Below are 15,954 nucleotides of genomic sequence, written 5' to 3'. Positions count from 1 at the left end.
GGCGAACGACGCTGAAAGCGATAGCAACAGACAGTCATATCTGATAAAGCTACAGCGATAAGCGTCAATAACTGAATACGAATAATAATAAAAAAAAAGATATACAATTATGGGAAAGATTATTGGAATTGACTTAGGAACAACAAACTCTTGTGTTGCTGTATTTGAAGGTAACGAGCCAGTAGTAATTGCTAACAGCGAAGGTAAGCGTACAACACCTTCTGTTGTAGGCTTCGTTGAGGGTGGCGAACGTAAGGTGGGTGACCCTGCTAAGCGTCAGGCTATCACAAACCCAGAGAAGACCATCTACTCTATTAAGCGTTTCATGGGTGAGACCTACGACCAGTGTAAGAAAGAGGCTGAGCGTGTTCCATTCAAGGTTGTTAATGAAGGTGGCTATCCACGTGTACAGATTGACGACCGCAAATATACTCCACAGGAGATTTCTGCAATGATTCTGCAGAAGATGAAGAAGACTGCTGAGGATTACCTCGGCCAAGAAGTAACTGATGCAGTTATCACTGTACCTGCTTACTTCTCTGACTCACAGCGTCAGGCTACCAAAGAAGCTGGTCAGATTGCAGGTCTTAACGTACAGCGTATTGTGAACGAGCCTACTGCTGCAGCACTTGCTTATGGTGTTGATAAGGCTAATAAGGACATGAAGATTGCCGTATTCGACCTTGGTGGTGGTACATTCGATATCTCTATCCTTGAGTTCGGTGGCGGTGTATTCGAGGTACTCTCTACAAATGGTGATACTCACCTTGGTGGTGATGACTTCGACCAAGTAATCATCGATTGGTTGGTTAATGGCTTTAAGGCTGAAGAGGGTGTTGACCTCACAAAGGATCCAATGGCAATGCAGCGCTTGAAGGAGGCTGCTGAGAAGGCTAAGATTGAGTTGTCAAGCTCTTCTTCTACAGAGATTAACTTGCCTTACATCACTGCAGAAGGTGGCGTTCCAAAGCACTTGGTAAAGACTTTGACACGTTCACAGTTTGAGCAGTTGGCACATAGCCTTATTCAGGCTTGTCTCGTTCCATGCCAGAATGCTATCCGCGACGCTAAGTTGCAGACATCAGATATCGATGAGGTTATCCTCGTAGGTGGTTCAAGCCGTATCCCTGCAGTGCAGACATTGGTTAAGAACTACTTCGGTAAGGAGCCTTCAAAGGGTGTGAACCCAGATGAGGTGGTTGCTGTTGGTGCAGCTATCCAGGGTGCTATCCTAAATAAGGAGAGCGGTGTAGGCGACATCGTATTGCTCGACGTTACTCCATTGACCCTCGGTATTGAGACAATGGGTGGTGTGATGACAAAGCTTATCGATGCTAACTCTACCATTCCTTGTAAGAAGAGTGAGGTGTTCTCTACTGCAGCTGATAACCAGACAGAGGTTACTATCCACGTTCTTCAAGGTGAACGTCCTATGGCAGCACAGAACAAGTCTATCGGTCAGTTCAACTTGACAGGTATTGCTCCAGCTCGCCGTGGTGTTCCACAGATTGAGGTAACATTCGACATCGATGCTAACGGTATCCTTAACGTATCTGCTAAGGATAAGGCAACAGGTAAGGAGCAGAGCATCCGCATCGAGGCTTCAAGTGGTTTGAGCGAGGATGAAATCAACCGTATGAAGGCTGAGGCTGAGCAGAACGCAGCAGCCGACAAGGCAGAGCGTGAGAAGATTGACAAGTTGAACCAGGCTGACTCAATGATTTTCACCACTGAGAATTTCATGAAGGACAACGGTGACAAGATTCCAGCCGACCAGAAGTCAGGTATCGAGTCTGCTCTCCAGCAGCTCAAGGATGCTCACAAGTCAGCTGACGTTGCAGCCATCGACACAGCTATCAACAACCTCAACACCGTTATGCAGGCAGCATCACAACAGATGTACAGCCAGGCAGGTGCACAGGCAGGTCCTCAGCCAGGCGCAGATGCTGGTCAGCAGGAACAGCCAAAGCAGGATGACACCATCCAGGATGCTGACTTTGAGGAAGTGAAGTAATATCTAACTAATACAAATAAAGCAGTAGGATAACGTTTCTTACTGCTTTTTTAGTTTTAAAACCTAAGATATATGAGAATTATTACTTTAGTTATTGGTAAGAAAGGAGCAGGAAAGTCAAAATGGATTCTTGAAAAGAAAGATGAAATGCTTTCTGAAGGATGGAAACAAATAGATGCCAAAAAAGAAGCAGATTACAATCAAGCTATCTTCGCTTTAAAGTCTCCAACAGGTGAGGTCGCTATTTTAAACTCAGGCTCAGATAGAAAGGATATTATAGATGAGTTCGGAACGTTCTTATCTCAACATGAAGAAGTGTTACGAATATTTACAGCAATTCGACCACAGAGTATAAAGAGGGTGTGTCAAAATGCAAATATCATTTTGATAATCTTACAGTTTGAAACAATCCAATAAAAAATGACCATTTCTATACTCGATTTTGAGTAAAGAAATGGTCTTTTCTTTGCCTTTAGAAGAATCCTACTTATAGATTGAAAGTTGTCAAGTTATTAATTTGCATTTTGACACACCCTCCAGATGTGCTAAACATTCAAGATGATGATATTGAAGAACGAATAGAATTATAGAACAAATTAAGATAATTGTAATGATGAGTCGCAACAGTCTTAAAGATATTGTTGCGACTTGTTAGTTATAAATAATAACCCTATAGTCCTTAAACAATACAACCAATTAATCTACGATTACTAACTTTGCACTGGTACTTACTGTGAGAAGACCAGCCTGTGCTTGTTCACACAACCTACACGCTACTCAAAATGATTAGAAAAAGTGGTATGTAGCTTTTTATGTTTATGTGGGAATGGATGTACAGTTTAACAGCTCGTGGTGGCTATTCCTGTAATGAAATGTTTTGATGAAGAGTCTATTGTCTGTTATCATATTTTTACTCAACATGGGATAATCTAAATCAAAAATATATCAGAGATACAGTATTTTAAGTGTTTCATTTTGGCTCTTTGCGATGTAGGAAGTATATTTGTGACGATTTTGTAACACATTGGTTCTTACTGTTCATGTACGTCTTGTTATTTACGTAATCACTGATTATTGATAGCATCAAAGCAATATGAAAGAAAACATCGTCATTAAGTATCGCCATACGGTACTTTTCTATCTCTTGGCAACCCTTATCCCATGGATATTCTGGTTTGCTGCAAGTTATGTAAGTCATCATGTAGTTTATTCGGAAAGCACATGGGTAGCTCCATTGCTGGGATTGACAGGACTTTTCTCCCCAATGTTTCTGACCATTATTTTGGTTTTTCAGCGTCAGGAACTGCGGAAAGACTTTCTTGGGAGATTCCTAAACTTGTCTTCTGATAAGTGGCAATATTATCTCACAGCTTGTTTATTGATGCCAGCAAGTATCTTGTGTGCCATGGCAATATCTCTACTTTTCGGTTACAGTCCATCACAATTCGTTATTACAGGTCATTACACCTTCACTTCAGGTGTCTTCCCTGTATGGTTCCTCCTTATTCTTGCACCTATACTTGAGGAGCTTGCGTGGCATGGCTATGGTACAGACTGCCTCCGCTCTCGAATGAATCTTTTCAAGACATCTATGCTGTTTGCTGCTTATTGGGCTATATGGCATTTCCCTCTTGCAGGTATTAAGGGTTATTATCACGCAAACGTAGTGAGCGAGGGCTGGTTTTATAGTCTGAACTTCATCGTTAGTATCTTCCCTTTTGTCTTTTTGATGAATTGGCTTTATTATAAAACCAACCGAAATATCCTTGTTGCTATTATCTTTCACATTACGGCAGGTTATTTCAATGAAATATTTGCAACTCACCCTGATAGCAAGTGTATACAAACAATATTATTACTTATCGTATCTATCATTGTTGTACTAAAAGACCGCCAACTCTTCTTTAAGCGGACATTGGCATAATATCATTTATCCACAACACCTATCCTATGACCATTGAACAATACAACCAATTACCCTACGACTATGCGCACTGTGCTGACACTCACTGCGAGAAAGCCAGCCAGTGCTTACGCCACACCGCCTACACGATGCTCAAAACAGGTGGACGGGAGCAGTATATGATGGTGAACTCGAAAGTGATTGCAGACAAGCAGCCCTGCCCGTTCTTCGACCCTAACAGCAAGGAACGTTTTGCATGGGGAATATCACGAATATATGACAACGTGCGGGTGGCTGATTTAAGTGATATCCGACAAAATCTCATCTACACCTTTGGGCGCACAGCCTATTATCGAATTAAACGAAAAGAACGTGTACTGACTGAAAGTGAGCAAAAGGAGATAAGAGATATCTTCACAGACATGGGTTACGACGGCTCTGCAATTGAGTTCGACAGCTATGAAGAACAATACCCTACACTTATACATATCTACAAGCGTGTATAAAATAAAACATCTTCTCAGTATTAAGCGATAGTTTCAACAGTTTGAAACTTTAATTTCATCAGTATGAAACTTCAGTTTCATTATATTGAAACTCTAGTTTCATTCTTATGAAAATAATTAGTTTATAAAGAGCAAAACAAAGCTATAGCTATTAAATACACTCAACTATAGTTCGCACCTTATGTTTCTAACAAATATTTGCTCAAGCTTTGTGAATATATAGAGTTGTACTCCGCTAAGCTTCCCTTATCACACGTTGAACCAATTAATATCAAAGGTATAGTTGCCTTAGATCTGTTTCATTTTGGTTGGAATATATGTAACCATTTTAGAGTTGGCAAACAAGATGAAATTTCACAGTTCCTCAAACAGGTTTTTGCCATCACATTCAAAGATGTAGAAGTTGGAAGCATAAAAAGTCACCTCCGTGATGATGAGAAGAAAGGCACTATACCCATTGTAGAAAGCCTTTCAGACCACCAAATAATAGAATAACACACAAACCTATTGTGTTTTTATAGTGTTTCTTCAGTGTCTTAGGACACAGAGGAAACACTTATTTTTGTGCTAAAAGTTCCCTGTGTATATCTACAGACCATCATTATGTTGGATTTAATTCTGATTTGTCAAGTATTCTGTGTAAATAACTTATAAAATGAAGTTGTTCAAGACATTCATTTTTTGTTATTTGACAATTCAATTTGTGTGCATGAGCATTTCTAAAAGCCATTATGGCTCCTGAAAATAACCACATAATACCTTGTTGTATGTCTTTACTTTTGGATATCTTTAAGATAGGCTTATTAGGCGAAAAAACATTTTGCATAAGCGGGGTATTGTCTAATTCATAGCATTGTGATTTCTGTTTTACTTGATTTACCAAACCTATTGTCGCATCTAAAACAGCTTGTCTATAATAGCCATCTATGAATAATTTAGATGAAGTCTTGATAATATCTTCATGCAAAGTTATTAATGATTTGTCTTCTTGAAAGGAATCTGCATTGTCTATATTATCAATAGCGGCATTAATCTTTTTTTTCGCTGTTAAAATACACGGTTTTATTTCGTGTGAGAAATATTCGAAACTATGGGCAATAAACGCTTTGCCATTGATAGAAACCTTGAATGGTTTTTTAAAAACAATAAATTGTCTTATATCACTGCTGATCGCCATATTCTCCATATTTTCAATTGTACCTCTGTATGGATAGTATTCACGTTTATTAACCTCGCTTAGAGGAATCACACTTCCCTTCGGGTAATACCTAAATTTATCTCCATTCTTATCGTAAAGAATTACAGGAATCTTTCTGTATTCAGGTAGCTCTACATTTGCATCGTATCCATAAAGTTCATTAACGCACAATTGCTTTAGTGCTATGCTCCCTGTTCTTTGAGCAAAATCAATTATTGATGGTAACACATCGGACAGTTTCTTAGAATTAAGTTCTTTAACTATTTGACTTTTAATGCTATTGAAATCTTCCATTTTCATTTTTGGTTATTTATAATAATGTTGTTTTAGCTCTTTTCATATAATGGAAAGAGGATGTCACAAAATTAAGAAAAATAATATTATTATGTACAAATACGTATCAAAAACGAGGATAGTAAATCAATTGATAAACTGGTGACAGATATAAGGTTTGTAGAGTAAAGGTGCAGAAAGAACTTCCAAAACAACAAGAATATTTCTATAGGCATAGCTTTGATATTAAATCCTCGAAGGTCTTTACTTATATGGTTGTGACAACTGCCGTATTGTTTTGTTTCTTTGGTCAGCAATTACTTCTTGTGGCAACGCAAACAGCAAAACAAAGATGATGCCTTGAAATTTCGTATCATCAGAGTTTGGAGAGGATGTAGCCCAAAGGAAATCCTATGGCTTAACGATGTATTTGACATTCATCGCAATGAAAAGATTATCAAGCTAATCAAGGAAAAAGCCGATAATTACGACATGGAATTGAAGCAAAAGGCAGATAGTTTGATGCAGAATAACCTGCAAAATAAGAAGAGTAAATAGTGTTGAACACATAAACTTTAATAAGAGGGAATTTCCCCTCTTATTAAGTATTTTATACAAGAAAATTTACTATATTTGCAAACAATCAGATGATATTTATGGAAAGTCCAACTAATAGAATTAAAGAGGTGCTTATCGAAAAAGGGATTAAGCAAACATGGCTTGCAGAGAAACTCGGTAAGAGTTTCACTATTGTGAACTCCTACGTTTGCAATCGTCGACAGCCAAGCCTCGAATTACTATTTCAGACAGCAGAGATTTTGCAGGTTAATCCAAAGGATTTAATAGTGTTTGTAGATAAGGAATTGAGTAAAGAGCAACTTAAATGAAAGATCTGAATTTACAGCCCAATAAATCATCTTGGGCTTCAAAACGTTTGGATGAAAAATCTGTTCGGCTACTACGGAAAATCCTAGAAGATAAAAGGGTTGACACTTCTAACATTGAAGAAGGTGGAACAGAAGCAAATACAGATGGGTATATTAGTATTTTGGATGTCGATGATACAATTGTCGCAAAAGTTACGGTGCAGATAAAGCATTATAATAACAACGCTATCAGGGAGAAGGGCGTCTGTTATGACATCCCGACATCGCTTCTTGCGTATGCCCATAGAATGAAAGGAGAAGTTGTTTTGTTTATCACTTGTGATACTAACAACGATATCGTTTATTGGAAGTATATTGACAGAGTTTTTGTTGAGAGTCAAATTGCTAACTCGGAAAATATTCAACAGACTTACAGGTATTATTTTAAAGACAACGAAAATCTTACAGAAAATAATGTTGACTCGGTCATTGATTTATGGGAGACATTATACCATGAGCAAATGTTATCATTAAAAGATGAGAAGTCAAAACTATTAGATTTTTTAGATGTAAACCTGAAATCTTTTGAAGGAATAACGACTACATTTTATGGATTAAAAGAATCTCATATAGCTAGAAAAGAAACAGATCAATTATTTGATTGGATACAAGGCGATTTGACATCTAAAGATTGTCAATTAAAACTTTTGGTTGGAAATGCAGGAGTCGGGAAAACTGTTATCATTAAGGATTTACTGGATAAACTTACCGCATCAGGAATTAAGTGTCTGACGATTAAGGCAGATTATTACAACATTACAGAAAATGAAACTTCTGATTTTTCTTTGGAGAGATTACACGCTTCACTGGATTTATTAGTATCTGAGCATAAGAGAGTTGTTTTTATTATAGACCAAATAGATGCATTATCCCAATATTTATCTAACGATAGAGATAAGCTAAATATACTCTTGAATGTAATTGCTGCATGGGAAAAGGAGTATAGCAAAGACATAAGAATAATAGTGTCTTGTAGGAAGTATGATTTAGAATATGACCCATCATTAAGTCAATTAAAAGAGCATAGCACTGCTATTGAGGTGAATAGATTTGATGATAAGGATGTTGAGTATGTTATTAACAAATTAGATTCTGGTCTTTATTGTAAATTAACATCCCAAACAATTACTATACTAAAAACTGCCCAATATCTAGATGTCTTTTGTAGGTTATATGGCTCTGGCAATGTTAGAGAATACAATTATCAAAACTACATGGAGTTATATGATGGCTTGTGGTTGTCATTGCTAAATTATGCAAGCGAACATACGTCTTGTAGTAATTTGGAAGATGTCATGTTTGAAATTGCAAAGTCTGTTCAAGAAGCGGAAACTTTAACTCCAACATGGTTAATAACGGCTGGAAACAATAATGCGACAAGGTATTTAGCAAGCGAATGCATCGTAAAGTATGACAATAAAAGAATCTCGTTCTTTCATCAAAGTTTTTACGATTATGTACTTGCAAGGTATTATGCATCAAATAAGAAGTCTTTTATTACTGAATTGAAAAAACGATTTCAAGGATTAGAGATACGTTCCTCAATTAAAATTTTCTTAGATTTTGAGAGGGAACATTCTGACTCCTTGTATAAAAAAGATATTAATACAATAATATTTTCTGATGATATTCGTTTGCATCTGAAACAACTGGCTCTTTCTATACTCTCATATAGTGATGCTGTATATAAGTTCGAGATTGATATCATTAAGAAGTTGCCCAAACTCAACCATCAATTATTTATTTATTTCCTTTCGACAACATCGAATCCTTTATGGTTCCCGACGATAAAGGACTTGATACAACCTTTTGTGGCTGGCCTTACCACCGAAAACGATTACTTGGATCCACTGCGAATTTTGTTTTCCAATTATGCATCGACATTTCCCGACGACATTTATGACATGGTAGATACTATAAAGGATATTTCTACTAAAGAGGAAATTACGATGTGGATATTGCGTAATCATAATGATTATTCGAATGAGAAAGTAAGAGAAAGTTACATTAACTTAAAAGCAAAGTCCAATATTTATTTGGCAAGTTGTGTCATGGATGCAATTGATACCAATTTGAACTTTGCTTTGAAAGAAACAAAAGAACTTCTTATTAATTATTTTTTAAATAACAATAAAAATGAATCGCATAACGATTATGAGCTGTTTGAACAGATATGTGATAGGCTCTATAAGGAGTACCCCAAAGAGTTTTTAATGCTAACATACGACTGCTTTTTACAGATAGTTTCCAGGACGAGAAAGCAAAGCTATCAGTGGTATTCGACAAATGAAATTTTCAGTAACTATATGTCTGATTATCCAGAAAAGTTTTTTGACTGGTTAGGAAATCTCCTCATACAATATATTGGGGAACAAGATTTTGGTACCTCTATGGTGGAAAAATTATTATCTCTTGAGGAGGAATCTGCGTTTATTTTATCTTTCAAGGTAATTGCTGCAAAGCCAACTCTATTTGACACATATATCAAGAATTTAATATCGAATAATGAAGAATTAGATAAGTTTATTGAATTCGGTGACGTTAGGTATTATTTTTTAGAAGCTCTATCTAAATGGTATCTTTCAATTTCGCATGAAGAACAAGTAAAGTATCAGGTGTATATTTTGAAATACAGATCAAAAGGAGACTATATACATAACAATGATAGAAGTTTCAATAAACTTGTACTACCTTTTCTTGGCTGGCATAAGTGGCAGTTACTATGTTGTACCATTTTGGAATCAACTTTGTCGAAAGACGCCAAACGGTGCAAACAAGAACTTTGTCGGCGTTTCAATGGTATATATCAAAATGAAAAACCTGACTATCATGTAACAGCTGCATCCATTTGTGGAGGTATAACAACGCAAGAAGTTTATAATCATTTCTCTCCCGAGAATTGGCTATCCTCTTTTGATAAATTAGATGAGCACAAGGCTTTCCGCAAAGGAAATTTTTCGCCAATTAGTCTAAGAGTACATGCAGAAGCATTTACTAAATGTGTAGAGAATTCTCCAGAAAAGTATAAGAAATTCATCTTTTCTTTACATGATAATCCAAACATCAAATCCATGTACCAAGAAGCAGGATTATTAGGATTACTTTTAGGTGGGACTAATAAAAAAGAGTTAGTCCCATTGTTCCAAAGGTATATGAAAGTGAACTATATAAAAAATAGCACATATACTTTTGAACAACTTGCTATGAACTATACAAAGGAAGAAAATGGTGTGATAGATGATTTGATACCGATACTTATACAAGCAATAAAGCAGCCATTACTTTTAAAAGATGAACAAGAAGATTTGCACTGTAAAAGCTTAGCAGATATTGTACAACACAAATTGGGTATTGCTATCAATAGTTTTCAAGGTCATGCATTGAACATCCTTATATCTATTTGTGCGTTATCCACCCGTCGTGCCCAGATCTATAATCTTTTAAACCTATTATATAAGGACTTATCAATAGAATTGCGCTTAGAGGTTTTATTTTACATATACTATAAGGAATATTATGATGAAGTGCTAACTGACAAATTATTCTCTGTTTATTTATCTGGTAGTGGATCCTACGGACTAATGGTAAGAGCAGATGTGATACAGTCTTATTATTATTTTAAAACAGATTCCGTGTGTGCATACATTGTAGAACTTATGAAAGATAATAGATGCCATGAGATATTAACTCAGATATTCTTTTATGGATTATACCATAAAAATATAAGGAATGTATGCAAACAAAATCTTTATAAAATTTTATCGTTGAATGACGAGAAAGTCATAGCGATGACGGTAAGACTTTCCTTAAAAAATATTTCTGAACCTTGTTATAGGGAAACTGCAAACGATATTGTGTTATGCCACATTGCGGATAATAGAGAAGATATTGTAAAATCATATGAATATCATATAGATGACCTATCTGTAGAAGATTTTAATCTATTTAAGGAGATTACAAAGAATTGGAATAATAAAATGCATAGGGAACGTTTTTCTCAGATTAAATACCTAGAAAAATGTGCTAATATGCTACCATTAGATTGCTACATGTATATAAAAGCACATGACTTCTTACATGCTAATGATTTTTATCTTAGAGAAAAAATTGTGAAACTTTTATTAGGCATATATAAGCAAATGAAAGAAGAGGAAAATTTGGACGCAATGAACAAAATAATGGACTTGTTTGATGAATATGTCATTGCGAATTCTTATATTATAAATGATGCAATAGAAAAGTTAGGTATATAACTTACTATTTTGTAGTTAAATGAATAGTACTATAATGAAAAATAAATTCTATCATAACTTGAAGAGAGAGAAGGTACTTAAGTATCTCTCCTATTTGTCTGTGTTACAGGAAAATTCCAGTTTCTGTTATAGGTTGGAAATGGCTTTGGTCGAAGCGTATTTGATGTGGAAACGAGGAAAGCATGATTGGTTCCACATAGATAGAATTCTTGAGTATGGCAATCCACAGATTGAAGATCCACAGGAAAGGCTGTTTGTTGAAACTGTAAACACTCCGATTGGTTCTTACAAGGTATTCTCTGCGTTCTATTTGACTCATAAGTATCTTCTCTGTCAGTTGTTATTTTTGGTTCAAAAGAATAAGATAGATCGAAATAAGTTGGCAATTGTCTATGCTATATTGGAAATATCTAATGAAATAGCAAATAGATTCAACTATAGCCGTAATGTATGTGGAAAATACGATGCAGAATCAGTTTATTTCTCAAATTACAAGGAATATGGAAAGTATAAATCATATACCTGTTTTAATAAAGCTGAGGTAAACTCCATCTTGGCTAAATACCAAGTTGAGGAAAAGTATCTGCAACTATTGTCATTATGTCTGAAAAGGAAAGAGTATGAAAAAGAATTATCTCAATTAGGTCATAGTGATACATTTGAATTGCATCCTTTCTTAAAACTTGATAGCGGAGAATTTTTAGTTCTTTTCCCGGCTAATCTCTTAAGGTTAGCTTACAGACTATGCTATGGTATTCTTGTAAAGGAACTGGGCGAGAAAACACTCCTCTCTTTAATCGAAAAAGAGATGATTCAAGAAATTGGATTTCTCTTGCAAAATGGTCATGGATCATTTATAGGACAAAATAATTATCAAGATACACCTTTTCTTTGGTTCCGTTTTGATGAAGATAAGGTTGCAAATATTGGAATTGTCTTAGCAGATAAGAGAGCAAAACTGGATCAAGCGGTCAAGGATTCAGAGACTGCAATAAATAAAGCCTACCCACATATAACCATATTTACATTCTTGGTCACACAAGAGATGGCAGAGGAAGGTCTCTTTATGACTATTGGTCGTGATATAACTCATTTTTCGGTTGAAGAACTGAAAATCGTCATGAGCCAGAGTAGGATGAATCTGCTGAATCTATATTATTATGATCAAGATAAATTGGATCAAAACTTTGCTCTTCTTACCCAGGAAGTTGATCGATTTGCGTACTACTGTTCTAATAATTATACATTCTATCGGGATGAAATGCCAGCTATCACATTCATGGAAATAGGTTACGTTCTATCAATGCGTGAGAAATATTTGTGTGGACATGATGAGCATATTGTTCAATATGCACCACGAGGGTGCCATGTTATGGTTAAACACTATGCAGACATTCCTAAGCAGATTCCTATCTACGTACCATATATGAAAGTAAAGGGGGTTCTCATGCTTCAGTTAGCCAAGTACGAATTGTGGGTTCACGTGAAATGCAAAGACATGCTTCGTATATTTGGCAGAGAGGCAACCATTGCCTTGATGAATTGGATGTTTACTGTAGAGAAAAAGCTATGCATAGATAGTATTAGTCGGACTCTCCATGTAGAATTATATATTTTGCCTATTAGTGATTACGAGTGGAAAAAGGTAAATGACAATACTATGGTATTTTGTGTACCAGAAAAAATAATGAGTTCGGATACAACTACTTTGGAGAGAGAGTTAGTAGGCCAATTTTTCAAAGCAATTAAAGATTGTGGATTCTCTTCTAACGAGTCATTATTTGACGTTGGTATGCAATTGTTTGATTCTGCACCAGGTAGATTTATTCAGGTTGGCAAGAGTGAAAATATAACTATTATTGACGAGAAGGATGGTATTGACTCATGCTATTACGTCAATTCCCGATACTGTGACAAAGTTCTTTCTGAGATTGCTGATTTCCTAAACATGAAGGGGACTGAACAAATTTTTGATTTTGCAGAGTCAAAGAAAATCATGATTCGGGTATCTGATTATATCCTTGCTGAAGTACAAAAACTGTTGGCAGAAATGGATACAAAACAACTTCTTACAAGTCTTCTCGAACTCCATCATGCCATGATCTATTGGTCGAAGTTGACACAACGAAGGTATGAGTCATTAAGCAAGGCCTATTCTTTTTTAGATGCTACATTTGATAATCAGCTTGATTATGTCAATGAATATTCTGAGATGAATACATTAACACAAGGTATGATTGAAACCATTGTTCTGAATGGTATTCACAATACTGGAGGAAAACCTAGATTAGAGACGCTGGATCGCCTGTTTGCTCTTATGCACTTTAGTTTGAACATGGGTGTATATATGGATCAATTAGGAGAAAAAATAAAAGGTTCAGAGTTGACAATTCTCAAAAATGGAAGACTGGTTATGCCAAAGCCTATGATTGATAAACTAAACTCCTATTTTTATAGGCTGAGAGAGTTGTCTATGAGTAATCCAGAATTGTACACAAAATTACATAATCTGATGCCAACATCCTCCATCAATAAAAATGATGAAATCTTTATAAAGGCTTATAAAGCGCAATTCGGCATCTCATTTGAGACGTATTGTAAAGTTCTAACGGCATCTATTGATTATGCCAGCTATAATAAGAAACCTGTAATGGTAATATCAGAGAAGGAGTTCTTTGAAACAGTTTGTAATGGCATTTTTGATGAAGAAAATGCGAAAGCATTTAAGGCTAACTTTGTCCTTAGGGAGGATCTCAATAATGGTGATCTTAAGTTTAGTGACAAATGGGTTCAGAGATTTAATCGTCCAGTACAAGTTACAGCACGGCCCTGGATTCTCTTTGATGGCAACATCTATTATTCAACTAAAACACTTTATGAGAGTTGGATGATTCGAGTTGAACGTTTGAATAATGGAACTGTGGTTAATACTACCCTAGAAATGCAGGCTCTTGTATCAAAGGTAAATAAAGAAAAAGGTCGTGAGTTCACTATAAGTGTAAGGAGATTATATGAAAGTCTGTCTCTTGATTATTTATATGTGGATTCAGAGGTTAAGATTATGCCAGACAAAAACCTCAATTCTGACAAAGATCTTGGAGATATTGATATTCTTCTTATAAATAAAAAAAACAAGCAGATTGTTTGTATAGAGGCTAAGAATTTCTCGGAGAGTAGAACAGTATACGAATTAATACAGCAGAACAGAAAGATTGTCACTAAAGAATTGTCCCATGTAATAGAAAGAGATGTTTGGTGCAAGAATAATATTAATAAATTTAAGTTCTATGTTTCTGAAATTGATGACGAATACTCTGTAAAGACGATATTCTTGACATATCACGAAAATGCTTATAAATACTTCGAACATGAACTAGAAAATGATATCACATTTCTTTCTGCAGTAGAGATTGTGGAAAATCCAATGATCCTATTTGCATGAAAGGAATATATTTATACCAAAGGAATTCGTAGGGCTGAAAACAAATCTCAGTACCTTTGCAACCACGAAATAGGAATACAGAACAAAGGATAGATATTATCGGTACAATGAGAGTACGGATAGCTCTCGTTGATTATTGATTTCTATTGTTCAGGATATTCACAACGGTCATTATTTGTACCATAGAAATATAAATCACTGATTATCAGTATAGGATAAGTTTGAGGAAGTGAAGTAAAATAATATTATAACCTTGCTCCAATGGTAGAAATGCCATTGGGGCTTTTTACATTAATCAAACACTATGGAACAAGCAAAGAAAAAAGGTGAAAGTATATCAAAACAAGAATACATAAAGTGTTATCATTCTGCAGCGGACTCTACCCCTGACCGAGATGCCACGAAAAAAGAAGTCCCAAATAAAGATCAGATAAATAAATCTCGTGAAATAGCACCTGATACAAGAAAATTTGAGATTGGGTTATATTGGAAGCACACAGCCTATGACGGAAATACCACGAAAGAAGAAATCCAGAAAAAAGAAGCTCCGAATAAAGATCTGATAAATAAGGCTCTTGATATAGCACTCGATACAAGAAAAATTGAGATTGAGCTATATTGGAAACGAACAGGCTACTTCGTGCTTTTTATAGGTGCTGTTTTTGGCGGATACTATAAAGTGTTGCAAATAAGAGAACTATCTGATAGTGAAAAAGAATGGCTACTTCTACTTCTTGCAGCTTTAGGTTTCTTATTATCCCTTTTATGGTATATGGCAAACCGAGGAAGTAAGTTTTGGCAAGAAAACTGGGAAGCTCATATTGAGGAACTAAGCACAGAAATTGGGGTGCCTATATTTGGGATTATAAAGATCCATAGAGATACAAAGTTAAATTTTATGGGACTCTATCCATTTTCTGTATCAAAAATAAATCAAATGGCTAGCCTTATCATAACATTTAGCTGGTTGATAATATTACTTAAAGAGATGGGTGGGGGTGCTCTTTTAGAAAATTACGATTTTAAAACTTGCTACAAAACAGCCGTAGGTTTCGCTATTATTGTTTTATCTTTTTTTATCATTAGATGGTGTAAAGGGTTGTTCGTGAATTCAACAAGCAAGTGCAAATTTACTTAATTAGTTCGTAAAAGCAGTCCTGTGGTGTTTTAAAATCTAATTTCTTTCTTGGTCTCATGTTAATTTTCTTTGAATACTTAGTTATTTGTTGCTGGCTGATATGCTCAAAGGTTTCTTTTTTTGGCACGTATTGCCTAATTAGTCCGTTAGCATTTTCTATAGCGCCTTTCTGCCATGAAGCGTATGGGTCAGCAAAATATATGGTAACACCAAGGCTTTTGGCTATCATTTCATGACAAGCGAATTCTGTACCATTGTCAGTTGTAATAGACTTGATATGCTCTTTGAATGGAGACAGTAA

The 15,954-nt window shown here is 35.6% G+C and carries 10 protein-coding genes and 2 pseudogenes; 10 read left to right on the top strand and 2 right to left on the bottom strand.

What is annotated here, in order from left to right; translation table 11 throughout:
- Positions 1–109 precede the first annotated feature (109 nt).
- The 5 genes and pseudogenes from dnaK to CHB62_RS15475 all read left to right on the top strand — a co-directional run.
- On the top strand, positions 110–2,014 hold the full coding sequence (gene dnaK, locus CHB62_RS09010) for a molecular chaperone DnaK (protein WP_089366574.1): 1,905 nt from the start codon (positions 110–112) through the stop codon (positions 2,012–2,014).
- A gap of 72 nt (positions 2,015–2,086) precedes the next feature.
- Positions 2,087–2,431 (top strand): hypothetical protein, encoded by a 345-nt coding sequence (locus CHB62_RS09005; RefSeq protein WP_240616186.1) that lies wholly within the window; start codon positions 2,087–2,089, stop codon positions 2,429–2,431.
- Positions 2,432–3,107: 676 nt separating this feature from the next.
- Entirely contained in the window at positions 3,108–3,938 is an 831-nt protein-coding gene (locus CHB62_RS09000; RefSeq protein ID WP_089366573.1) for a CPBP family intramembrane glutamic endopeptidase, read from the top strand.
- A 26-nt stretch (positions 3,939–3,964) separates the two neighbouring features.
- Positions 3,965–4,423 (top strand): DUF6078 family protein, encoded by a 459-nt coding sequence (locus CHB62_RS08995; protein ID WP_089366572.1) that lies wholly within the window; start codon positions 3,965–3,967, stop codon positions 4,421–4,423.
- Positions 4,424–4,552: 129 nt separating this feature from the next.
- Positions 4,553–4,918 (top strand): annotated as a pseudogene (locus tag CHB62_RS15475) (mobilization protein); the annotation flags it as partial.
- 106 nt (positions 4,919–5,024) lie between these two features.
- On the opposite strand, the gene CHB62_RS08985 reads toward CHB62_RS15475, so the two are convergent.
- Complete coding sequence (locus tag CHB62_RS08985; RefSeq protein ID WP_254919376.1) at positions 5,025–5,915, bottom strand: TIGR02391 family protein; 891 nt, start codon at positions 5,913–5,915, stop codon at positions 5,025–5,027.
- 84 nt (positions 5,916–5,999) lie between these two features.
- On the opposite strand from CHB62_RS08985, the pseudogene CHB62_RS15215 reads away from it, so the two are divergent.
- The 5 genes and pseudogenes from CHB62_RS15215 to CHB62_RS15210 all read left to right on the top strand — a co-directional run.
- Positions 6,000–6,452 (top strand): annotated as a pseudogene (locus CHB62_RS15215) (hypothetical protein); the annotation flags it as partial.
- A gap of 98 nt (positions 6,453–6,550) precedes the next feature.
- On the top strand, positions 6,551–6,781 hold the full coding sequence (locus CHB62_RS08975) for a helix-turn-helix domain-containing protein (RefSeq protein WP_089366598.1): 231 nt from the start codon (positions 6,551–6,553) through the stop codon (positions 6,779–6,781).
- The gene (locus tag CHB62_RS08970) at positions 6,778–11,073 is read left to right on the top strand and encodes an AAA family ATPase (RefSeq protein ID WP_089366569.1); all 4,296 of its coding nucleotides are present in this window, start codon (positions 6,778–6,780) and stop codon (positions 11,071–11,073) included. Before CHB62_RS08975 ends, CHB62_RS08970 begins: the two co-directional genes overlap by 4 nt.
- Before the next feature lie 34 nt (positions 11,074–11,107).
- Positions 11,108–14,515 (top strand): anti-phage protein Upx-like protein, encoded by a 3,408-nt coding sequence (locus CHB62_RS08965; RefSeq protein ID WP_254919375.1) that lies wholly within the window; start codon positions 11,108–11,110, stop codon positions 14,513–14,515.
- Between the two features lie 304 nt (positions 14,516–14,819).
- Complete coding sequence (locus CHB62_RS15210; protein WP_240616188.1) at positions 14,820–15,653, top strand: RipA family octameric membrane protein; 834 nt, start codon at positions 14,820–14,822, stop codon at positions 15,651–15,653.
- On the opposite strand, the gene CHB62_RS08955 is transcribed toward CHB62_RS15210, so the two are convergent.
- A partial coding sequence (locus CHB62_RS08955; RefSeq protein WP_141240394.1) for an IS30 family transposase occupies positions 15,646–15,954 on the bottom strand: 309 nt, incomplete at its 5' end. The two genes, CHB62_RS15210 and CHB62_RS08955, sit on opposite strands and share 8 nt — an antisense overlap.

This window comes from Prevotella jejuni, from assembly GCF_900187995.1.
Classification (GTDB): Bacteria; Bacteroidota; Bacteroidia; order Bacteroidales; family Bacteroidaceae; genus Prevotella; species Prevotella jejuni.
The sequence above is the reverse complement of the archived record's forward strand: the minus strand, read 5'-3'. Positions and strand labels throughout refer to the sequence as shown.

Coding starts and splice junctions, on each gene's coding strand:
- dnaK (WP_089366574.1), top strand. CDS start 110: ATGGGAAAGATTATTGGAATTGACTTAGGAACAACAAACTCTTGTGTT.
- CHB62_RS09005 (WP_240616186.1), top strand. CDS start 2,087: ATGAGAATTATTACTTTAGTTATTGGTAAGAAAGGAGCAGGAAAGTCA.
- CHB62_RS09000 (WP_089366573.1), top strand. CDS start 3,108: ATGAAAGAAAACATCGTCATTAAGTATCGCCATACGGTACTTTTCTAT.
- CHB62_RS08995 (WP_089366572.1), top strand. CDS start 3,965: ATGACCATTGAACAATACAACCAATTACCCTACGACTATGCGCACTGT.
- CHB62_RS08985 (WP_254919376.1), bottom strand. CDS start 5,915: ATGGAAGATTTCAATAGCATTAAAAGTCAAATAGTTAAAGAACTTAAT.
- CHB62_RS08975 (WP_089366598.1), top strand. CDS start 6,551: ATGGAAAGTCCAACTAATAGAATTAAAGAGGTGCTTATCGAAAAAGGG.
- CHB62_RS08970 (WP_089366569.1), top strand. CDS start 6,778: ATGAAAGATCTGAATTTACAGCCCAATAAATCATCTTGGGCTTCAAAA.
- CHB62_RS08965 (WP_254919375.1), top strand. CDS start 11,108: ATGAAAAATAAATTCTATCATAACTTGAAGAGAGAGAAGGTACTTAAG.
- CHB62_RS15210 (WP_240616188.1), top strand. CDS start 14,820: ATGGAACAAGCAAAGAAAAAAGGTGAAAGTATATCAAAACAAGAATAC.